Origin of the sequence: Blochmannia endosymbiont of Camponotus (Colobopsis) obliquus (assembly GCF_000973545.1) — a bacterium.
In the GTDB taxonomy this organism is placed as follows: Bacteria; Pseudomonadota; Gammaproteobacteria; order Enterobacterales; family Enterobacteriaceae; genus Blochmanniella.
The window spans coordinates 200,110-224,348 of sequence record NZ_CP010049.1 but is presented as its reverse complement, the minus strand read 5'-3'; the positions used below and the strand labels follow the sequence as shown (position 1 = coordinate 224,348).

Below are 24,239 nucleotides of genomic sequence, written 5' to 3'. Positions count from 1 at the left end.
TTACTATTGTACTGTATATTTTAATTATAAAACAAAATAAACAATATACTATTTATACAACTCAATGTATTCATTAGTTAATTAAAATTATTTATAAAAAAGAATATAATTAGATTAAATCAATCTTAGTAATGGTGAACTCTGTATCAAGATAAACGTTCTTTTATCCGCGCGCTCTTGCCGCTAAGCGTGCGCAGATAATACAATTTTGATTGCCTAACAATACCACGACGAATAACTGAAACACTTTCAATGATGGGAGAATACTTCTGAAAAACCCGTTCAACTCCACCTCCATAAGAAATCTTACGAACAGTAAACGAAGAATGCAATCCACGATTACGAATAGCAATTACAACACCTTCAAAAATCTGTAAACGTCTTTTAACCCCTTCTAATACCCATATTCTTACTGAAATTGAGTCACCAGGTCTAAAAGACACTAAATCAGAATTCATTTGACTTTTATTAAAATCTATAACTAATTTATTCACTTTTAACATTCTCAAAATAATCACATAAAATTTAAAAAATATTATAAATATTATTTTAGCTGTATCTCATTACCAATTATAAATCTAGATATAACTAATATTCACTTTGAAATTCACTTAATAACTTTTTTTGCTCTTTATTTAATTTTAATTTTTTAAAAAGATCAGGCCTTCTCAACCAAGTTCGTCCTAATGCTTGTTTTAAACGCCATTGATAAATTTTCCTATGATGACCAGATAACAAAATAGCAGGAACTTGCATATTGTTTAATATTTTAGGACGAGTATAATTCGGATGATCTAATATACCATAAGCAAATGAATCACTTATAGACGACATTTGATTACCCAAAACACCGGGCAACAACCTTACCATTGCATCTATCAGTACCATTGCTGCTAATTCACCGCCACTAAGAATATAATCCCCTATGGATAATTCCTTATCCACTTCACTCTCAATTAATCGTTCATCCACTCCTTCATAACGTCCACACACTAAAATCAATTTTAAATTAGAAGATAATTCTTTAACACCTTGATAATCCAGTTTACAACCTTGAGGAGAAAGATATACAACGTTAACATATTCACCATTACTACCTATTTTATATTTAGCAGCATGAATCGCCTCTCGTAAAGGTTGCATCATCATCAACATCCCTGGCCCACCACCATAGGGACGGTCATCAATAGTACGATGGTGATTCGTAGTAAAATCACGAGGATTCCAAAATTCTAAATGTAATATACCTTTTTTTATTGCTCTACTAGTTACACCAAAATTAGTAATAGCATGAAACATTTGAGAAAACAAACTAACTATACCAATTTGCATACATTATACCAATTATCTAATAAAATTATCTTAAATAATTTTACTTTTAGTAACAACTATTATAATCCCAATCAACATTAATAATTCTTTTGGCAAGACTGACATTTTTAATTACTTGATCTTGAATAAATGGAATCAAATATTCTTTTATACCAAAAAATTTTTGCGTAATAGCTTTTACTACTAAAACATCATTTGCGCCAGTTTTTATTAAACTTGTTACTTTACCTATTTGGTAACCATCTTTAGCTAATACTTGGCAACCCAGTAAATCTTTCCAATAATACTCATTTTGTTTAAGAGATGGTAATTGAGAAACATCGATATTAATAACACAATTAGCCAAAGAAAAAGCAATATTACGATCCTTAATGCCTTTAATCTTAACAAGTATATTTTTATTATAATACCGCCAATATTCTACAAACAAACAATGCCATTTGGAAAGTGCAAAAACTAACCATGGCTGATAATCAATAATATTACACAATGTCTCTGTCAATGAAATAACTTTCAACCAACCCATAATCCCATGCGCTTTTCCGAATTTTCCTAAAATTATGAGATTTTTAGGCCCATAAATAAAATCTTGATTAATTATCGACATAATCATAAATCTATATTATTTACTTTTAACATTTTTTATTAAAGAAAAAACTCGTGTAGAAACTTGAGCTCCTCTATCTATCCAATAGGTTATCCGATCCATGTTTAAACTTAAATTCTCCACTTTATTCATAATAGAAATCGGATTAAAAAAACCAACACGTTCTATAAATCGACCATTTCTAGCATTTCTATTATCAGTAACAACAACACGATAAAAGGGGCGTTTTTTAACCCCTCCACGGGCTAATCGTATTATTACCATTTTTTTGCATCCTCTATACTTCTTAACAAGCAATAAGACCCTAGAACTAAACTATCTTTGATTAATTATAACAGTATATCATGTTTGATTATTACTTATTTTAAAAACATTAATATTTATTACTAAAACTAGAAAAAATTTTACTATGTAAAGTTCTCATAACTTTTGATATACCATATTTATTAATTTTCTTCATAACATTTTGAATCTCAAAAAATTGCCGTAATAAATTATCGACATCCTGAATTTTTACACCAGATCCACGCGCAACACGATTTTTACGTGATCCCTGAATAATTTTAGGATTATTACGCTCTTGAATAGTCATAGAATTAATAATAACTAACATACGATTAAAAAAATTATCATCTAATTTTGATCTGACAACCTCTGGTAAATAAGAAATACCAGGTAATTTGCTTAAAATCTTAAGCATTCCACCCATATTACTCATCTGTTTCAATTGATTCATAAAATCAAACAAATTAAAATCATCACCACTTTTTACTTTATTGACTAATTTTTCTACTTGCACTTTATCTACTTTATCTTCGATATCTTCAATTAAAGACAAAACATCACCCATCCCTAAAATTCGCCCTACTAAACGATCTGGATAAAAGGGCTCCAAAGCATCAATACCTTCGCCTACCCCAATAAACTTTATCGGTTTCTTAGTAATATGATAAATAGAAAATGCTGCTCCTCCACGTGCATCACCATCCACCTTAGTAAGGATAATGCCAGTTAATGGTAATAGTCGATTAAACGCATCGGCAACATTTGCTGCATCTTGTCCAATCATAGAATCTACTACAAGTAAAGTCTCTATAGGTTTAGCAACAGAGCAAACATCCACTATCTCTGACATCAAACTCTGATTAGTATGAGAACAACCCACAGTATCAACTAATAATATATCATAGAATTTAATATGCGCTGTATTTAAAGCTAATTTTATTATATCAATTGGTTTTTGATCAAAATCAGAAGAAAAAAAATCAATATCACTCTTATGAGCTAAAATTTCTAATTGTTTAACACCTGCTGGACGATAAATATCTGTAGATACTACTAATACCTTTTTATTTTTTTTTCTTAAAAAATTACCAAGTTTAGCCACACTCGTAGTTTTTCCTGCTCCCTGCAGACCTACCATAAATATTACTAATGGAGTTTGTCCGAGTAAATTTAAACCAACAGAGTTACTATTACCCCCCCCCATTGCTGTAATCAAATAAGTACGTATAATCTTAATTAATTCTTGACCAGGAGTTAAACCCTTATTAACTTTTTGACCCAAAGCATCTTTTTTTACTAAATCGATAAAACTATTTACTACTGACAAAGAAACATCTGCATCTAATAATGCTTGTCGTACTTCACATAAAGTATCCTTAATATTACTCTCAGTCAAAAGAACAGGACCTTGAATTTTACGTAAAGTATTTAATAATCTATTAGATAAACGTTCAAACATAATATTTTCACTCAAAAAAAATTATTAACTTATCATGCACAACCTGTTTTACAAATAATAATTTGTCAATAATAAAATAAACAATCATAAAAAATAAAATACAAAACATTATACACCAAAACTAAAAAAAATCATAATAGCACAGCAACAGAATACGCTATATAAATAGTCTTATTTATAAGGTTTTAATTAATGCCGTGGTATATATTACCTATATAATATATAATTAACAATTAAAACAACATTAAAAAATAAAATATTTTACTAAATACGTACTCATAAAAAACACTATACAACTATCAAATTATTATATAAAAAATTTTACATCTTTATCATAAACACAAACAAACGTACATTAGCCAATATAAATTAATATCCAACTCATTATATTTAATAAATAGTTAAATATAAATATACTGTAACTTGTTAACAAACTGCTAAATACATAAAAATATAAAACTAAAAGTAAGCCATCATACTTTTCTTCTCAATCAAACACAAACACAAAAAAATGAATTATCTAACTAATTAAAAACTATACTCGCACCCGGGAGGATTTGAACCCCCGACAACCCGGTTCGTAGCCGAGTACTCTATCCAACTGAGTTACGGGTGCAAATATATTATAACAATTTCCATTCAAACAGTGAGGGAGGGATTCGAACCCTCGATACAGTTTAAACCATATACTCCCTTAGCAGGGGAGCGCCTTTAACCCCTCGACCACCTCACCTACACTACTAATAACGATATATTATAATAATACTATTATTTAATAAAATTATATTTCGTAAAAAAATAAATCAAAAAATTTATTAAAAATATAGCTAAAATTAAAAAACAGCAAAATACCACTCAAACTTTTACGATATAACAAAAAATTTACTTGAATATTAATTACTAAAAAATACAATCCTAAAAAAATAAAATAAAATAAATCACTATTACTTTTCAGCTTGAATGCGCTGATAAATTTCTTCTCGATGTATAGATATGTCCTTTGGAGCATTAACACCAATACGAACTTGATTACCTTTAACACCTAATACAGTAACAGTAACTTTATCACCAATCATAAGAGTTTCACCAATTCTTCGAGTCAGAATAAGCATTCTCATACTCCTTGAAATTTCAAATAACAATCCCTTCAAAAAAATACTACTTCATACATCTCATTGTAAGTTTTATAATGATTAAAAATTTAAAAAATAAATTTTTAATAACTTCTATATTACAAACTCATGGCTAAAAAAGCATCTACGCTAATTAATGCCGCCGATAAAAATACTTTATCATATCCACCACCTTGTGCTAAACCAGGATGTCCACCACCTTTACCTCCTTGCATTCTACTCGATAAAAAACTTAAAATTTTTACAGCATCTATACGATTCATTAAATCTTTAGTTACTCCTACCACGAAATTAACTTTATCATTTCTATTTATAATTGCGAGAATAATGATACCTGATATTAATTTATCCTTAAGATTATCTACCATGTTACGCAACATATTTATATCAACATTTTTTACATGACTAATTAATACCTGTACATCTTTAATATAACGCACACAATTAATTAAAGACATACTTTTTTGAAATATAATTTGATTTTTCAAAAATTTAACTTCTTTTTCCAGTTGCTGTGTATAATTTAATAAATTACTTACTTTCTTAACTATATTTTTATTATCAATTTTCAAAAGATGAGAAACTCTTTGCAGAATACTTTTATTTTGCTGCACAATAGACAACGCTATATTACCAGTAACAGCTTCAATTCTACGTACCCCCAAAGCTATTCCAAAAACCGCAGTTATAATGAATAAACCAATATTACCAGTCCGATCAACATGAGTACCTCCACATAATTCAGAAGAAACATTTCCTATACTTAATACACGTACTTCATGAGCATTATATTTTTCACCTGATAAAACCTTCACTCCCTTACTAAGAGCAACATCTAGCGACATTAACCTAGTAACAACAGAAAGATTGCATCGTATTTGCTGATTAATAAAATCTTCTATTAAACATATTTGATTAAAATTAATCTCTTTATCATAGGCAAAATCAAAACGTAAATATTTTTCACTAATAAAAGAACCCTTTTGAAGAACATTTATATTCAAAACATAATTTAATGCAGAATGTAATAAATGTGTTGCCGAATGATTTAAAGAAACACGCAATCGATGTAATTTGTCAATTTTAGCTAATACATGATCACCAACATTTAATACTCCAGATAGCATCTTGCCTTGATGTACTATAACCTGACCAATTCTTTGTACATCGATTACTTTAAAAATACCTAATAAAGCGTTTAATTCACCACAATCTCCAACTTGCCCACCACCTGTACTATAAAAAGGAGTTATATCAAGTACTACACACGCTTCATCATTCACGCCAATCATTTTTACTGAGTGATTATTCTTAAATAAAGCAATAACTTTACTATTATGTTCAAATTGATCATAACCAACAAACTTTGTAAACTTATTAATAAAGGCAATATGACTGTAATTAAAATTACTAAAATTACGCGCATTCTGTTGTGCTATCAACATAGCACGATGAAACCCGATGTCGTCCACTTTTATACCATGTTCACGACAGATATCTAAAGTAAATTCTAACGGCAAACCATACGTATTATATAAATAAAATGCCGTCTTACCGTCTAAAATATTTTCAGTTAATTTTGACAATGTAATATTTAATAAATCCATTCCTCGTTGCAGTGTAGTAACAAATTTCTTTTCTTCATTACATAAAATATCCTCGATCATTTTTTGTTGTAAAGATATTCCATGAATTATAAAACCCATAATATCAATTACAGGCTCAACTAATTTATAAAAGAAAATATTACTTACACATAACTTTTTGCCATGGAGAATAGCTCTCCTGATAATACGTCGTAAAACATAACCGCGACCTTCGTTTGAAGGCACAACACCATCGCTAATCAAAAAAGTACATGAACGAATATGATCTGCAATGATACGTAAAGATACTGTATTTAAATCAGTAACACCAACTATTTGTGATATAGCAACAATTAACTTACGAAATAAATCAATATGATAATTATTATCAACAGATTGTAATATAGCTGCAATTCTCTCCAAACCCATACCTGTATCTACCGAAGGAATAGATAAAGGCAATAATTCACCATTTATTTGCCTATCAAATTGCAAAAATACTAAATTCCAAATTTCAACATAACGATCCCCGATTGCCTCTACAGTCCCTGGAAGCCCCCCCCAAATATGATCTCCTTGATCATAAAAAATTTCTGAACAAGGGCCGCATAGACCAAAATCACCCATTTGCCAAAAATTATCAGAATCATATAATTCACCTCCTTTATTATCCCCTATCCGAATAATATGTTGAGGTGATATACCTATTTCATGCAACCAAATATTATAAGATTCATCGTCAGAATCATATACCGTCGTCCATAACCTATCTTTAGGTAAATTAAACCAATATTTACTAGTTAACAATTCCCATGAAAATTTTATAGCATCATATTTAAAATAATCACCAAAACTAAAATTACCCAACATTTCAAAAAAAGTATGATGTCTAGGTGTATATCCCACCTGATTTAAATCATTATGCTTGCCTCCAACTCGAATACAACGCTGAATGGTAACAATGCGGTTATGCAAACATTGCTCTAAGCCTAAAAACATATTCTTAAATTGATTCATACCAGCATTAGTAAACAAAATAGACGGATCATTATCAGGTATTAATGAACTACTAGGAAACACATAATGTCCTTTTGTACAAAAAAAATCAAGAAATGCTTGACGTATCTCAACAGTACTTTTACTCATCATTATGCTCAATAATAACAAAACAAATAATTACTTTACACAATATACATACATTACATCTTTAATTTATATTTTATTAATTTAACCAAAGTCCAGCATTATATAATATTCTAAAAATAACATTAATAAAAACAAAATAAAAATTAAAAAAAATATAAATATAACTTTAATAAATCAATAATCATTATTCAAATAAATTTTTCAATAAAAACACATTACTACTTAGAAAGATAAAAACCAAATATTAATAAAAATATTAACAATATTAACTATATATGTAATTGAATTGAATGATAATATCATACTAATAATTAATTAAAAATTACACGACATTAGTTATTATATCAATAATTCACTAACAATAATTAAACAATAAGCTTTGAATAACTTAAAAATAATTAATCATTTTGCTAGTTGCATATTAAATACTAAAATATACAATATTTAAACTAAAATACATATACATTTTTATTAGTTACATACCCAGTGATTAAAATAAATATTATGTAATTCAAATCACAAAACATATTAGTTATTATTAACTACTTTCTAAAATTTATTACATTAATTCTAAATAAAATTTTTAATAAATTAACACAATATTTATAAAAATCATTAAATACATAACATTACTTATCCACAATAAATACAATTTTTTGATACACACTCAATTAACTTCATATATATACCACATGTTAATTACACCAATAACACTAAATAACCTAAAAACATTCACCTTATGGAAGATAAAATAACGGATTAACAGATTTACCTTTATATCTAATTTCAAAATGTAACTTGACAAAATTTGTTTCCGTATGACCCATAGTTGCTATCTTCTGTCCTGCCTTAACCTTTTGATGTTCATTAACTAATATTAACTCATTATGAGCATAAGCACTTAAATAATCATTATTATGCTGAATAATAATTAAATTTCCATATCCCCGTAACGCATTACCAGCATATACTACTTTACCATTGGCAGCAGCTAGTACAGGTTGACCTAATGATCCTGAAATATCTATTCCCTTATTACCTCCTTCAATAGAAGAAAAATAATCAACGATCTTACCATCTGTAGGCCATTGCCAACTGCTCACGGTAGCAGTAGATAACATCAAATGAGTAATATTGTTTTGTTCTATATTATAAGACACTAAATAATAATCACCTACATTGATAGATTTAATTTCTTTAAATACAGGATATATAATGCCAGCATCATTATTACTTCTACTAAAAATAAAATAACTTTTAATTTTAATGATTATTTTTCCAAAACAAGAATAAAAACACCTACCCCATTCATTTAAATAAATAAAATTATGAACAACACGATAAACACATGATAAAGAATTAATTAATTTTAAGTTAGTACTATTAACATATAACATATTTCCAAGTTTCAATGTATTAAATTCTTGAGTATTATTTTTTTTTACTACAAATAGATAATCATTCTTAGTTATCCAAGAAATATAAAACAAAGTATCATCATTTTGAATTTTATAATAATGATGATAAACCTCATTAAATACTTTTTTATAATTATGCTTGTATTTTAAATAATCTACACACAAAATGTAAAATGGATGTGTTATATCATTGTCAACTTTAATCACAAATAATTTTGTATAAGAATAAGAACAATAATTTAAACAAATACATGATATAATATAATATAATAATTTATACAAAATGTTTTATATAACACCCTTATTAACAACATTTAAACTTATAATATCAATTCAGTGACTAGCGTTAAATAATAATGATATATATAAATTACTCAATTAATATCAAAATATCACCACTTAACATTATCTATTTTATTTGCAATATAATAACTATAAAATGATGCCTTAACTCACTATCTCAATACTTGTATATATCAACATAATAAACGTAACAACTATTGCATTCAACTATAGTGATTAATTTATTTAATAACAACAAAACATCATCTAACAATAACATAAATTTATTGAAGATATCTGCATCATAATCAAACTAATCTAATTCTTTAATAACAATGTAATATAATATACTACCGAGAAAACATTATAAATAAATAACTGCATTAAATAATATCTTAATAGTATTATATATAACTAAAACATAATACATAACACTATTCAAAATATTGATAAAATTAGCCAATCAATATACTAATTTATCAATAAAAAACAAAATTCATCCACAATCCCATTGTATAATATCTTATTATTAATTGACAAACTATATAAAATTTTTAAATTAACAACACTAAAGATTCACATGCAATACCTTCATTTCTCCCAATAAATCCTAATTTTTCAGTCGTCACAGACTTAACACTAATCATATCTATTTGACAATTTAAATCCTCTACAATATTTTTACGTATCTGAAAAATATAAGACGATAATTGTGGCATTTGAATAATAACAGTAATATCTAAATTACTTAGCTGATAGCCTTTATTAAGGATTTTTTTCCATACAATACGTAATAAATCACGACTGCTTGCACCCTTAAATTTCTCATCAGTATTAGGAAATATCATACCAATATCACCACATGCTGCAGCACCCAAAAAAGAATTAATAACAGCATGTAACAAAACATCTCCATCAGAATAAGCTAATAATCCTTGTGAAAAAGGAATAACAACTCCACCAATTACCAATGGTTTACCCCCTCCAAACTTATGTACGTCAAAACCATGACCAATTCTCATTTTTTTAAATACCCTATTTAGCATAAATTTTAGATAAATAAACATCCGCTAATATTAAATCTTCCGGATAAGTTACCTTAATATTATCTGACCTGCCAATAATTAATTGCGGATGATATCCACACATTTCTAATGCTGCCGCTTCATCAGAAATAATACAACCACGTTCTAAAAGTTGAGCAAGTGATTTTTTTAAAAGATTACAATTAAATAATTGTGGGGTTAAAGCACGCCACAAATCTTTACGTTCTATCGTATAATGTATAATATCACTATAAGTATACGCTCGTTTTATAGTGTCTGATACTGGTATAGCTAAAATACCTCCGATATGTGAAAAAATAGTTACTTCAAGTAAACGCAGAAGATCATCCTGATGTAAACAAGGACGTACTGCATCATGTATTATAACCCATTCACTTTGATGAATATGTTCAAGAGCAATCATTACTGAATCAGCACGTGTCTTGCCTCCAACTACTACACTAATTCTAGAATCATTTGCGATTGGTAATTTATGGAACCAATGATCACAACAATTAATAACAACTATTATTTGTTTAATACATGGTTGATACATTAACGCATCAACAGCGTGCTCTAATAAAGTTTTATCATTAATAATATAATACTGTTTAGGTAGATGATGTTTCATACGACTACCCACACCAGCTGCTGGTAACACAGCAACAACATCAGGAAAATCTTTTTTCAAAAAAACATTCCACTAATTTAAAATTTAATCTTTATTATTAACTTTCTTATAATTAATTTGACACTAAACGATAATACATTTCACCTTTTTTAATCATACACAAATTGGTACGGGCACGTTCTTCAATGGCTTCATATCCATTGTACAAATCATTAATTTCAGCAAACAATTTATCATTACGTATTTTCATGCTAATAATATGACTAGCAGCATACTCTTGATTTCTAATAGAACTGTTAACTGATTGCAATTCTCGCATACCATTTTTACCAAACCAAAACAAACATTGCAGCCACATTATTAATATAAATAAGCAAAACTCGAGTTTTATCATATCAAACCTTTAAAATCAAGCCCAATATCATCTAAAAATTTAATAATTTAATAATCTACTTTTAGATGTAATACATAAAACATATTATGTAATTAAAATAATATTTTATTTTTAACACAACAAACAAACATCAATCTTTTCCAACAAAATCCTTATAAGATCTATTAACAATTCTTGACCATCAAGATGAATTTCTGGTTCATGTGGTTCTTCATATACTCCATCAATGCCGGTAAAATTTTCTATACTACCAGCTCTGGATTTCTTATATAAACCTTTAGGATCTCGTTTTTCACAAATATTTAATGGTGTATCAACAAATATTTCAACAAAAGAACCTGTAGGAAATTTATTTCTTATAGATTGCCGTTCAGAACGATAAGGAGAAATAAGAGTTGATAAGACTACCAAACCAGCATCAAACATTAATTTCGCAACTTCTCCTACTCTCCGCATGTTTTCACATCTATCATTATCAGTAAAATTTAAATCACGACAGAGACCATATCGTAAATTATCACCATCCAACAAATAAGTGCTAATAGAACGATGATATAACTCTTTCTCTAATGCACTAGCCAGAGTAGATTTACCAGATCCTGACAAACCAGTAAACCAAAATAACATACTACGATGTTTATGTAATCGTTCACGATCTTGCCGTTGAATTCTATGAAAATACCAAGAAATATTTTGATTATGTAAAGCAAAATTATTAGAACTATTAATCATAAATTTATGTATCCTCTGACAAATTACGTGCACCCCAATGAGGATAATAATGACAAACTAATGAATTTAAAGCCAACTCAAAATCAGTATAAATATTACTTTGCTTGTCACAATCCTTAATTAATAATTTACGTACCATACCAATCCCAACTGTGACATTGCTCAACCTATCAATAAAAATAATACCACCAGTTATTTTATTATCGGAATACATATCTAAAAACAAAGGTTCATCAAAGCATAACTCTACCGATCCAATACCATTTAATGGTAAACTATCAACAACGTGACGATCTAACGTAACAATATTTATTTGATATTGAATATTTTTAACAAAAGCATAGCTGATTTTGTTGGCGACTTTTATATCAAAAACTTGCCCCACCACTAATGCTTGTTCGGACATCCAAACTACATCTACTATAACACAAGACACAGCATGTAATATTTCATTTTTATCTATCACTAGATCCCCACGAGAAAGATCAACATTATCTGCTAATGTCAAAGTAATTGCTTCACCTGCCCATGCTTCTTTACAATCCCCATTAACAGTAATAATACGATCAACTTTTGAAATTATTTTAGATGGTAAAATTTTTATTAATTGACCAACACATATCTTACCAGAAGCTATTGAACCACTATAACCACGAAAGTCTAAATCAGATCGACGAATAATATATTGCACTGGAAAACGTAATGCATAAGATTTTTGTTTACCTGGACAATTAGTTAAATCAATATTTTCTAAAATATCCAATAATGTTGATCCATGATACCAAGACATATTGCTTGATTTTTTAATAACATTATCTCCATTCAAAGCAGATAGTGGTATAAACACAATATTAATATTAACTGATAATTGATTAACAAAAATAAGATAATCTTGCTTAATCTTTTCAAAAAGATCATGATTATAATTAACTAAATCCATTTTATTCACTACTACTACAAGATAACTTATACCCAATAAAATACTTATAAAACTATGTCTTTTCGTTTGTTCTCGTAATCCTTTACGAACATCAATTAATAAAATAGCTGCATCACTTGTAGAAGCACCAGTAACCATATTACGAGTATATTGTTCATGACCTGGAGTATCAGCAATAATAAACTTACGTTTTGAAGTAAAAAAATAACGATATGCAACATCAATAGTAATTCCCTGTGCTTGTTCATCCTGTAAACCATCTAACAATAAAGCTAAATCTAATTTAGTATCATCACAATAACCTAAACGTTTACTATCATTATATAATTTTAACAATTGATCATCACAAATTTGATTTGTATCATGTAATAAACGACCAATTAAAGTACTTTTACCATCATCTACGCTGCCACAAGTTAAAAAACGCAATAATTTATTATATTGTTGAGCATATAAATATGCCCTAATACCGCCTTGTTGTTTAATTTGTTGTTTTGTAATATTCATTTCAAACCATTAACTAAAAATAACCTTGACGTTTTTTCATTTCCATAGATGCAGATTGATCAGAATCAATCATTCTCCCTTGACGTTCACTATTAGTAGAAATAAGCATTTCTTCAAGAACATCTAACAAAGTTTCAGCCTTGGATTCAAAAGCACCAGTTAACGGCCAACATCCGATAGTACGAAAACGTACCATAAGCTCGTGAATGGTTTCTCCATTTTTAAGATCAATACGATCATCATCTACCATTATTAACATACCATTGCGTTCTACAACAGGGCGATACTTTGCTAAATACAAAGATACAATATCTATATTTTCCAAAAATATATATTGCCATACATCAAATTCTGTCCAATTAGATAAAGGAAAGACACGAATACTTTCTCCTTGATTAATTTTCCCATTGTAATTATGCCAAACTTCAGGTCGTTGATTTTTAGGATCCCAACGATGATGCCGATCACGAAATGAATAAACTCGTTCTTTAGCACGAGAAATTTCTTCATCACGTCTAGCGCCACCGAAAGCTGCATCAAAATTATATTTATTTAAAGCTTGTTTCAAACCTTCAGTTTTCATAATATCAGTATATATAGCACTACCATGGATGAATGGATTAATACCCCTATTAATACCATCTAAATTTTGATAAACTAGCAAATCAAAGTTATACTTTTTTGCCATAAAATCACGAAATCTGTAAGCCTCACGAAATTTCCAACCAGTATCTACATGTAACAAAGGAAATGGTAATCTGGCAGGATAAAAAGCCTTACGAGCTATATGCAACATTACTGAAGAATCTTTACCAATTGAATACAACATTACAGGTTTATTAAATTCAGCAACTACTTCACGAAAAATATAAATACTTTCTGATTCTAATTCTTGTAAATAAGTAAAAGTTTTTTGAAATTCTATCATGTACAAACCATTCCCTAATATAATTTAATAACTGAATTAAACTCATAGATATTAAAATCTTGTTGACTAAACAAATTAGTCTTCACATAAAATGAAACAACTTCACCAATTATCAATAATGCCGGAAGTACTACATATTGAGAAAAATGTTGTAACTGTTCTAATTGCACAACTAATATTTTTTGATCCCTATAAGTGGCGCGACTAATAATTGCTACAGGTGTTTTTAAATCTCTACCATGATTAATTAATAAACTACCAATTTTTGATGCATTCATTATACCCATATAAATAACTAAAGTTTGATATTTGCATGATAGCATTTTCCAATTTAATTTATCATAATCATTACAACATAAATGACCACTAATAAAAACAATACTATGAGAATATTTACGATGAGTTAATGGAATACCAGTGCATGCAGCAGCTCCAGAAGCTGCTGTAATACCAGGTACTATCTGAAAGGAAATGCCTGATTCTATAATTCTTTGCAATTCTTCACCACCACGTCCAAAAATTAATGGATCACCACCTTTGAGTCTTACTACTCGATTACCCTCATTTGCTAATTTAACTAATAAATCATTTATTGTATTTTGTGATATAGAATTATTGTTAACTCGTTTACCAACACAAATACATTGAGCATCACGACGAACCATACTAAGAACATCTTGGCTAACTAAATCATCATATAAAACTACATCTGCTTGTTGAATAAGTTGTAAACCTCGCAATGTAAGTAGACCGCTATCGCCAGGACCTGCTCCTACTAAAGCTATAGATCCTGATTGTACAAAACTTTTTGAATCAAGCGATTGAGATAAAAACGTATTAGCTTCTTTCAATCGCCCTTTTGCTATTAAATCAGCAAAAGCACTGCAAAACACATTTTCCCAAAATTTACGACGTTCAACTATATTTAAAATATGTTTTTTTACTACACTACGCCAAGATCCTGCTAAAGAAGCCATAATACCAAGAAAATTAGGTAATAATGCTTCTAATTTTTCTCGTAATATACGAGTTAATACAGGAGCTTTACCGCAAGAAGAAATAGCTACTATAATAGGATTACGATTAATAATAGAAGGAAAAATAAAAGAACATTTCAACTGATCATCCACAACATTAACTAATATATGTCGTTTATTAGCATTACAATACACTAAAGTATTAAGTTCTTTATTATCAGTGGCAACAATAACTAAAAATATTCCATCTAGCATTAATGAATTAAATTTTTTATCTATCCATTGAATTTTATTATCATTAACTAATGAAAGTAATTCACAACATAACATATCTGCTACTAACTTGATCTTAGCTCCTGCACACTTCAGCATACGCACTTTACGTGCAGCAACAACCCCACCACCAACTACTAATACGGGACGATTTTTAAGATCAACCAATATGGCTAAATATTCCACACAAAACCTATATAAAACAAAGTTATATATTAAAATTTAACAAATAATGAAAACAAAAAAACAATTAATTTTTGTAAAATATAATAACGCATACTATTATTCCAACAATTTAATTAATTATTCATAAATATATAAAATACACATATTCCTTCTCAATAAAATAATATCAATAAATCAAACAATACACATGTATTATTATAGTAATAAGCTAAAAAAACGACATATCAATTATTATTTGTAAAAAAATAAATTTACTTACACAATTAACTTACTAGTACTTAAAACAAGTAATAACAACCATAACAAATATCAAACAATTTACAATAAATCTTTAAATCATAATATCTTATTAAAACTCAACGTATAAAAATATAAAAAAATTACTTGCTATAATGTAAACCGCATTCTCTTATTAAACCAAAAAACCGAGTCTCCTCTTCACTAATACCAAAATCCCATTTATTAGTAGTATGAATATCACCTAATGATACATAACCTTGCTCCCATAACGGGTGATACATTAACATATATTTTTTAATATATTGATGTACTTGTTGATTGGTCCAATCAACGATAGGTAACAACTTAAAAACATGATGTTGGATAGATAATATCATTAATTTTTTACGACTATGTGACTGTTGTCGTCGTACACCAGCTATCCAAGTGCCTACTCGAAGTTTTTTTAAAGCATGTAACATAGGTTCCACTTTATTAATATAATTATAGTATTTAATCCCTTGTACTCCTTGCTTCCACAATTTGCCATAACGTGCTTCTTGCCAAGCAGGAGATTTTACAGGCCGGAAAACCCGTAAATTTAATTTTAGTTGCTCTGTTAATTGATCAATAAAACGATAAGTTTCAGGAAATAAATAACCAGTATCAATTAAAACAACAGGAATATTAGGAAATTGACGAATCATCAAATGCAAACTAACAACCGATTGAACTCCAAAACTAGAAGAAAGAACAATTTCTTTGGGTAAATATTCCAAGGCCCAATTAATTCTCTGTTCTACTGTAAAATTATTCAACTTTAAATTTATCTTATTTAAAAACGAACACTGCTTCTCTATATTTAAAGAATTAAAATAATTTAAACTATATTTATTCATTTAATTAAACATTCAATCTGAAACATAAAAATCTTCCACAGAATTTAAAACCGGCTTAATTATTTTAGCTCGTATTACATAATCACCATAAGATTCTCTCTCATAACGTTCACGTGACCAACGTCCAATAGTATCATCTAATATTTTTAAAATTTGATCTTCAGTAATATTTTCCATATACATGCGAGGGATACGAGTTCCTGTATAATCACCACCTAAATATAAATTATAACGACCAAGCGCTTTACCTACCAAACCTATTTCTGACAACATCGCACGACCACAACCATTAGGACAACCTGTAATACGCAAAATTATAGAATCATTAGCCAAACCATATTTTAACATTATATGTTCTACTTTGGTAACAAATTGGGGCAAAAATCTTTCAGCTTCTGCCATAGCAAGAGGGCAAGTAGGAAAAGACACGCAAGCCATAGACGATTTACGTTGTAACGTAATATTATCACCAATGACACCATACTTCCTCATTAAAAACTCAATTATACCTTTATCTTCTTCTCTTACATCAGAAATAATCAAATTCTGATTAGCAGTTAAACGAAACACACCTTTATGTACATCAGCTATTTTAGCTAAACCAGTTTTTAATAACTTATCTGGATAATCAAGAATACGCCCATTTTCTATAAACACAGTAAAATGCCACAATCCATGCATTCCCTTAATCCAACCAAAACGATCACCACGTTCAGAAAATACATAAGGTACAATTGGAACAAATTTGACACCAGAACGATCTTCTACTTCTTTTTTAAACTTGTTTACCCCTACTCTATCCAAAGTATACTTAGTTTTAGCATTTTTTCTATTAACTCTATCTCCCCAATCTCTCTGAACAGTAACCACAGCTTCAACGATCTTCAAAATATCATCCTTAATAATATAACCAAATTCACTAGCTTTACGTGGATATGTACTAGTATCTCCATATGTCATGGCCAAACCGCCACCTACTAACACATTAAAACCAATTAAACGACCATTTTCATTATTAATAGCAATAAAATTTAAATCATTAGCATGAACATCCACATCATTTTGCGGTGGAATAGCTAAGGAAATCTTAAATTTACGGGGTAAATAAGTAGAGCCTAAAATTATTTCTTGCTCAGTATACTCAGTTTTTTTTCCATCCAACCAAATTTCCGCATAAGCATTAGACTTAGGTAACAAATGTGCAGAAATTTTTTTTGCACAAAGCCACACCTGACTATGTAATTCCGACTCCATTGGATTAGAAGTACACAAAACATTACGATTAACATCACCAGCTGTAGCAATAGAATCTAAACCTAATTCATGTAACAATTTATGTATATTTTTCAATTTAGGTTTCAATATACCATGCAACTGAAAAGTTTGTCTAGTAGTCAAACGTATACTGCCATATAAGGTATGCTGTTTAGAAAAATTATCTATACCCACCCACTGATTAGGAGTAATAATGCCACCAGGTAATCTACAACGCAACATAATATTGATCAATGGTTCTAACTTTTGTTCCATTCGTTCTGCACGTAAATCACGATCGTCTTGTTGATACATACCATGAAATCTAATTAATTGGACATTATCACCATTGAAACCACCAGTTAACTTATCCTCTAAATCCTGAACGATTGTACCACGTAAAAAATTACTCTCACGTTTTAAACGTTCATGATCAGATAATAATGATACTACTTTAAATTTTTGAGAATTCATTTAATATACATCCCGTTGATAACGTTTTTGAATACGCATCATATCTAAAAATTCATTAGATTTTTCCAGATTCATCACACCGTATTTCATTATTATTTTTAATAATGCTTGTTCCACACTATACGCCATATAACGAGCGTCACCACAAACATAAATATGTGCCCCATCATTTAACCAACGCCATATTTCAGAACCTTGTTCTAATAATTTATTTTGTACATAAATTTTATTACTTTGATCTCTCGACCACGCTGTATCAATACGAGTTAATAAACCATCTTTAAAATAACGTTGCCACTCTACTTGATAAAGAAAATCATTGATAAATTGAGGATTTCCAAAAAATAACCAATTTTTTCCCAATGAACCATCCATGAATCGTTGTTGCATAAAAGCACGAAATGGAGCAATTCCAGTTCCAGAAGCCAACATAATAATTGATGTATTAGAATCTTTAGGTAATCGAAAATTATCCTTACATTCTACAAAAATTTTTAATACATCATCTTCATTTAATCTATCAACTAAATAACTACTAGCGCCACCTGACCGTAAATAACCATTAACTTTATAACGAACTACGCTTACAGTAATATGTACTTCATTACCAACTTCTGCTTGTGAGGACGCAATAGAATAAAAACGCGGTGTTAATGGTCTAAATAAATCCAATACTTGGATAGCGTTTAATTTAATAGGAAAACGACGAATTAAATCAACAATAGGCATAGATGTCACAATTTTTTTTAATTTTTCTTCTTGAGCGATTAAAGATAAAAAAGATTTATCATTCAGTATATTAGCATAATTACGTACAAAAAAAGATGTATTTTGAGTTAATTCACAATATTTTTGAAGAATTATATCCAAAGATAAACATTGTGCTTTAAAATTTATTATCTCTTTACCTGTTAAATTTAATAAAGATAAAATTTCGTTAACTAATGCCGAATCATTTTCATACCAAATCCCTAATGCATCACCAGGTTGGTATTGTAATCCAGAATTAACAAGATCAATTTCTAAATGATGTATATCTTTAATAGAACTTCGACTAGTAATTTTTTGTTTCGATATTAAATACGCAGCTAACGGTTGCTCTTTAGAAAATGCATTACAATTATTTTTTGTAATATCATTACCAGTTTGTGTCAAATTTAGACACTTATCTTGTTGTCTTAATTTTTTGTGCAACAAAGAAACAATAGTGCTTCGCCAACTATTTGCTTGCTGGTGATAATCAATATCTGCATCACATCGATTGTATAAACGTTTAGCACCTAATTCTTCTAATCGTTTGTCAAAATCCTTACCTACTTTTGCAAAATGTTCGTATGAACGATCACCAAGAGCAAACACAGAAAAATAAGTTTTTGTCATTAATGGAGCTTTTTTCGAAAATAAAAACCTATAAAACGCTACAGCATCTTCTGGAGGTTCACCTTCACCGTGAGTAGATGTGACAATCAATAAAAAAGTCTCTTGTGCAATTTTTTTATATTTATATTCCCTAATATTAATATTTTTTACTTTAAACTGTTGTGCAAGTAAATCATTATATAACTGTTCAGCTACTCGCTGGGCATTACCAGTTTGAGATGCATATAAAATAGTAATAACAATATCATCGTAATTTAATATTTTATCTTGAGAAACAAAATTATCGTTATTCTGAGAATTATCATCATGAATGATCCCCCAAAAATAACCAGAAATCCACGCTATCTGTGAAGAAGATAAATCTTTAATTAGCCTTTCTAAACATTTCAACTGTTCAATAGTCAATGGCATAGATTTACTTGGTAAAAACGACTTTATCATAAATAATTATCTCATTATCTATATTTAAAAAAACAATAATTTTAAACCTATATAATCTTACTATCAAAAATAACATCAATATCTTTTACTCAAAAACTAAAAAAGTAAAAAAACCAAACATGTAACCTCTTGATAACATTAAAACATAACCATAAAACACAATAAAAACTATATCTCTTTAATATTTGAAATTTAATAAAACAATATTTATACAACATAAATATTTTATAATAAAACTTCATTACATTTTTGCAAAATATATAGTACTTTAACTGCTTCATACTAAAATTTAATATAATAAATAATTAAATATCTATATTCTATTTTTAATTACTTTTAATCCGCAAAATGGTGCTTTAAATTTTAAAGATTCCTCAATACGAATTAATTGATTATATTTAGCTAAACGATCAGAACAACGCAAGGCACCAATTTTTATCTGTCCTGCAGCTGTACCAACAGCTAAATCAGCGATCGTAGAATCTTCAGTTTCTCCAGAACGATGAGAAATAATTGTGGCATACCCTGCATCCTTAGCTAATTGAATTGCTGCTAATGTCTCGGTTAATGAACCTATTTGATTAGGTTTGATAAGAATTGCATTAGCTACATGACTTGCAATACCTTTTTGAAGAATATTAATATTAGTCGCAAATAAATCATCACCAACTAATTGTATGGTATCACCTAATACTTTAGTAAAATAAATAAAACCTTCCCAATCTAATTCACTTAATCCATCTTCAATAGACACAATAGGATACGTCTGTGACAATATTTTTAAATAATGAACAAACTCTGTACTTGAATATAATTTTTTTTCATTTCTAATTTTATACATACCTGTTACTGCATCAAAAAACTCCGAAGCGGCACAATCTATAGCTAAAGTAATATCTTTACCAAAAATATAACCTGCCAATTCCGTTGCTTCTTTAATAAAATCTAATGCAACAATATTTGATTCTAAATTGGGTGCAAATCCACCTTCATCACCAATAGTAATATTAATCCCATTTTTTTTAAAAATTTTACCAAGACTATGGAATATTTCTGCACCCATACGAATTGCTTCTTTAATACTTTTAGCACTAATTGGTTGTATCATAAATTCTTGAACATCAATATTATTATCAGCATGTTTACCGCCGTTAATAATATTCATCATAGGCAACGGCATAGAAAAACATTTTGAACTGCCATTTAAATCAGAAATATGTTCATATAATGGAATCTTTTTAGAAATAGCGGCAGCTTTAGCATTAGCTAAAGAAACACCAAGAATAGCATTAGCACCCAATCTCGATTTATTAGGAGTCCCATCAAGATCTATCATGGCTTGATCAATAACCCTTTGTTCATTTGCATCCTTATTCATCAACTCATGCATGATTGGTCCATTAATTGCATTTATTGCTTGAATTACTCCTTTGCCAAAAAAACGATGTTGATCACCATCTCGTAATTCTATTGCTTCATGAAGACCTACAGAAGCCCCCGATGGAACTGATGCACAACCGACGCAATCATTTTTTAAATGCACCTCTACTTCCACTGTAGGATTACCACGAGAATCAATGATTTCTCTACCAAGTATTTTTATAATTTTTGACATATAATTTCCTATAAAATGTGTAATTTAACATGCTAATATAATACCACAGTGCAATACTCAAAAAAAAATCAACAAACTAATATAATGAAAAAATAATAACATTTTATACATGTTCTATTTTTGTATATATTTATGATAATGATTTGCAGCTTTTATAAAACTTATAAACAAAGGATGGCCATTACGTGGTGTTGAAGTAAATTCCGGATGAAATTGACTAGCAATAAACCATGGATGGTCAGTAAGTTCAATTACTTCAACAAACTTATTATCTTCTGAAAAACCAACAAAATTCATTCCTGCCAATTTAATTTTTCCTAATAATAAATTATTAATTTCATAACGATGGCGATGACGTTCCAATATAATAGATTTTCCATATATTTGATGTACTATACTACCTTCTATTAAATGACATACATGACTACCAAGACGCATAGTAGAACAAACATCATGTTTTTTTATATCAAAAATATCTGTACCATTTTGTTTATTCTGATCATTAGGAATTAAAATTATAACGGGGTATTCACAATCTGGTGCAAATTCAGTAGAATTAGCGTCTACCATACCCACCACATGTCTTGCAAATTCAATTAAAGCCACTTGCATACCTAAACATATTCCTAGATATGGAACTTTGTTTTCGCGAGCATATTGTGCAGCCATAATTTTACCTTCTACACCACGATAACCAAACCCCCCAGGAATCAATATAGCATCCACTAAATTTTTTCTTATTACTGATATTCCTTGATTTTCTATATCCTGAGAATTAATTAAACAAATATTTACTGCAGTACGGTTCTTTAATCCAGCATGTTTTAATGCCTCAAGTATAGATTTATAAGCATCAGGCAATATAACATATTTTCCAATCACGCCAATAGTTACTTCATTTATTGGATGATTCTCTTGATAAATAACTTCATCCCATATTGATAAATCTGGTTCACGACAATGTAACTTAAAAAAATTACAAATATAATTGTCTACACCTTGCAATTTTAGCAAAATAGGTATTTTATATATAGAATTTACATCTTCTAACGAAATTACTGCTCTTACAGGAACATTACAAAATAAAGCAATTTTCTCACGTTCATTATATGAAATCACTCGATTAGAACGACAAATTAAAATATCCGGTTGAATACCAATTGAAAGTAACTCTTTTACTGAATGTTGCGTAGGTTTAGTTTTAAGTTCGCCTGAAGTGGCAATATAAGGTAGTAAAGTCAAATGTATATATAAAGTACGCGCACGACTATTTTCTATAGCCATTTGTCGTATTGCTTCTAAAAATGGCAATGATTCAATATCTCCAATTGTTCCACCAATTTCAACCAAAATAACATCATAATTGCTAGCACAATCCATAATATTTTTTTTTATTTCATTAGTGATATGAGGTATAACTTGTACAGTAGCGCCCAAATAATCACCAGAACGCTCTTTACGTAAAACATTAGCATATATACGACCAGCTGTAAAATTATTGCGACTAGTCATTTTAGTACAAATAAATCTTTCATAATGACCTAAATCTAGATCTGTTTCGGCTCCATCTTCAGTAATAAATACTTCTCCATGTTGAATAGGACTTATAGTGCCTGGATCGATATTAATATATGGATCTAACTTCATTATAGTAACATTTAAGCCTCGTGCCTCGAGTACAGCACCTAAAGACGCCGTAACAATGCCTTTGCCTAAAGAAGAAACTACTCCACCAGTTATAAAAATATAATTAGTTGTCACATCTTAACCTATAATTTAGATACAAATAAATAACTATTTTAAATAAAATAATATACAAATTAAACTATTAAATACATCATTATTAAATAATGGTTATATTCTATCAAATATAGAATTAAAAACATAATAAATTTTATTTTTTAACAAATTACATTTATTTATTCAATAAAATCATATTATTAAATAAACAAAAATATCCATGCTAAATATTCTGATTAAATATTAAAATACATTTTTAAATTATTATACTTAATTACTCACAAACCATACCAACAAACAATTACATTGACACCATTAAAAAACATTCTTATTGAAAATAATAAATATTATTAAT

At 28.7% G+C, this 24,239-nt stretch carries 20 protein-coding genes and 2 tRNA genes; all 22 read right to left on the bottom strand.

Annotated features, from left to right (window positions below; all coding sequences use genetic code 11):
* Positions 1-146: 146 nt before the first annotated feature.
* On the bottom strand, positions 147-503 hold the full coding sequence (rplS, locus tag BOBLI757_RS00880) for a 50S ribosomal protein L19 (protein ID WP_144406189.1): 357 nt from the start codon (positions 501-503) through the stop codon (positions 147-149).
* Between the two features lie 85 nt (positions 504-588).
* Positions 589-1,332 (bottom strand): tRNA (guanosine(37)-N1)-methyltransferase TrmD, encoded by a 744-nt coding sequence (trmD, locus tag BOBLI757_RS00875; protein WP_046304690.1) that lies wholly within the window; start codon positions 1,330-1,332, stop codon positions 589-591.
* A 46-nt stretch (positions 1,333-1,378) separates the two neighbouring features.
* On the bottom strand, positions 1,379-1,945 hold the full coding sequence (gene rimM, locus BOBLI757_RS00870) for a ribosome maturation factor RimM (protein WP_046304688.1): 567 nt from the start codon (positions 1,943-1,945) through the stop codon (positions 1,379-1,381).
* 9 nt (positions 1,946-1,954) lie between these two features.
* Complete coding sequence (gene rpsP / locus BOBLI757_RS00865; RefSeq protein WP_046304687.1) at positions 1,955-2,203, bottom strand: 30S ribosomal protein S16; 249 nt, start codon at positions 2,201-2,203, stop codon at positions 1,955-1,957.
* A gap of 109 nt (positions 2,204-2,312) precedes the next feature.
* Positions 2,313-3,683, bottom strand: a complete 1,371-nt coding sequence (ffh, locus tag BOBLI757_RS00860) for a signal recognition particle protein (protein WP_046304685.1) — start codon at positions 3,681-3,683, stop codon at positions 2,313-2,315.
* Between the two features lie 542 nt (positions 3,684-4,225).
* A tRNA-Arg gene (locus BOBLI757_RS00855) sits at positions 4,226-4,299 on the bottom strand.
* A gap of 28 nt (positions 4,300-4,327) precedes the next feature.
* Positions 4,328-4,416, bottom strand: a tRNA-Ser gene (locus BOBLI757_RS00850).
* 211 nt (positions 4,417-4,627) lie between these two features.
* On the bottom strand, positions 4,628-4,795 hold the full coding sequence (gene csrA / locus BOBLI757_RS00845; RefSeq protein WP_046304683.1) for a carbon storage regulator CsrA: 168 nt from the start codon (positions 4,793-4,795) through the stop codon (positions 4,628-4,630).
* Between the two features lie 119 nt (positions 4,796-4,914).
* Positions 4,915-7,548, bottom strand: coding sequence for an alanine--tRNA ligase (gene alaS / locus BOBLI757_RS00840; protein WP_046304681.1), 2,634 nt, complete (start codon positions 7,546-7,548; stop codon positions 4,915-4,917).
* Between the two features lie 737 nt (positions 7,549-8,285).
* Entirely contained in the window at positions 8,286-9,173 is an 888-nt protein-coding gene (locus BOBLI757_RS03270) for a peptidoglycan DD-metalloendopeptidase family protein (RefSeq protein WP_046305397.1), read from the bottom strand.
* Between the two features lie 629 nt (positions 9,174-9,802).
* Positions 9,803-10,270, bottom strand: a complete 468-nt coding sequence (gene ispF / locus BOBLI757_RS00830; RefSeq protein ID WP_046305395.1) for a 2-C-methyl-D-erythritol 2,4-cyclodiphosphate synthase — start codon at positions 10,268-10,270, stop codon at positions 9,803-9,805.
* A gap of 13 nt (positions 10,271-10,283) precedes the next feature.
* Positions 10,284-10,985, bottom strand: a complete 702-nt coding sequence (gene ispD / locus BOBLI757_RS00825) for a 2-C-methyl-D-erythritol 4-phosphate cytidylyltransferase (RefSeq protein WP_046304679.1) — start codon at positions 10,983-10,985, stop codon at positions 10,284-10,286.
* Positions 10,986-11,037: 52 nt separating this feature from the next.
* Positions 11,038-11,319 carry a septum formation initiator family protein gene (locus BOBLI757_RS00820; protein WP_046304677.1) on the bottom strand — a complete coding sequence of 94 codons (282 nt, stop codon included), beginning with the start codon at positions 11,317-11,319 and terminating at the stop codon, positions 11,038-11,040.
* A gap of 111 nt (positions 11,320-11,430) precedes the next feature.
* Positions 11,431-12,051 carry an adenylyl-sulfate kinase gene (gene cysC / locus BOBLI757_RS00815; protein WP_046304675.1) on the bottom strand — a complete coding sequence of 207 codons (621 nt, stop codon included), beginning with the start codon at positions 12,049-12,051 and terminating at the stop codon, positions 11,431-11,433.
* 4 nt (positions 12,052-12,055) lie between these two features.
* The gene (cysN, locus tag BOBLI757_RS00810) at positions 12,056-13,498 is read right to left on the bottom strand and encodes a sulfate adenylyltransferase subunit CysN (RefSeq protein WP_046304673.1); all 1,443 of its coding nucleotides are present in this window, start codon (positions 13,496-13,498) and stop codon (positions 12,056-12,058) included.
* A gap of 13 nt (positions 13,499-13,511) precedes the next feature.
* A complete protein-coding gene (cysD, locus tag BOBLI757_RS00805) occupies positions 13,512-14,426 on the bottom strand; it encodes a sulfate adenylyltransferase subunit CysD (RefSeq protein ID WP_046304671.1) in 915 nt (304 codons plus the stop codon).
* Positions 14,427-14,440: 14 nt separating this feature from the next.
* On the bottom strand, positions 14,441-15,862 hold the full coding sequence (cysG, locus tag BOBLI757_RS00800; protein ID WP_046304669.1) for a siroheme synthase CysG: 1,422 nt from the start codon (positions 15,860-15,862) through the stop codon (positions 14,441-14,443).
* A gap of 380 nt (positions 15,863-16,242) precedes the next feature.
* On the bottom strand, positions 16,243-16,980 hold the full coding sequence (locus tag BOBLI757_RS00795) for a phosphoadenylyl-sulfate reductase (RefSeq protein WP_046304667.1): 738 nt from the start codon (positions 16,978-16,980) through the stop codon (positions 16,243-16,245).
* Between the two features lie 12 nt (positions 16,981-16,992).
* Positions 16,993-18,708 carry an assimilatory sulfite reductase (NADPH) hemoprotein subunit gene (cysI, locus tag BOBLI757_RS00790; RefSeq protein WP_046304666.1) on the bottom strand — a complete coding sequence of 572 codons (1,716 nt, stop codon included), beginning with the start codon at positions 18,706-18,708 and terminating at the stop codon, positions 16,993-16,995.
* Entirely contained in the window at positions 18,709-20,529 is a 1,821-nt protein-coding gene (cysJ, locus tag BOBLI757_RS00785) for an NADPH-dependent assimilatory sulfite reductase flavoprotein subunit (RefSeq protein WP_046304664.1), read from the bottom strand.
* Between the two features lie 313 nt (positions 20,530-20,842).
* Positions 20,843-22,144, bottom strand: coding sequence for a phosphopyruvate hydratase (eno, locus tag BOBLI757_RS00780; RefSeq protein ID WP_046304662.1), 1,302 nt, complete (start codon positions 22,142-22,144; stop codon positions 20,843-20,845).
* Positions 22,145-22,258: 114 nt separating this feature from the next.
* Complete coding sequence (locus tag BOBLI757_RS00775) at positions 22,259-23,905, bottom strand: CTP synthase (RefSeq protein WP_046304661.1); 1,647 nt, start codon at positions 23,903-23,905, stop codon at positions 22,259-22,261.
* Positions 23,906-24,239: the final 334 nt, after the last annotated feature.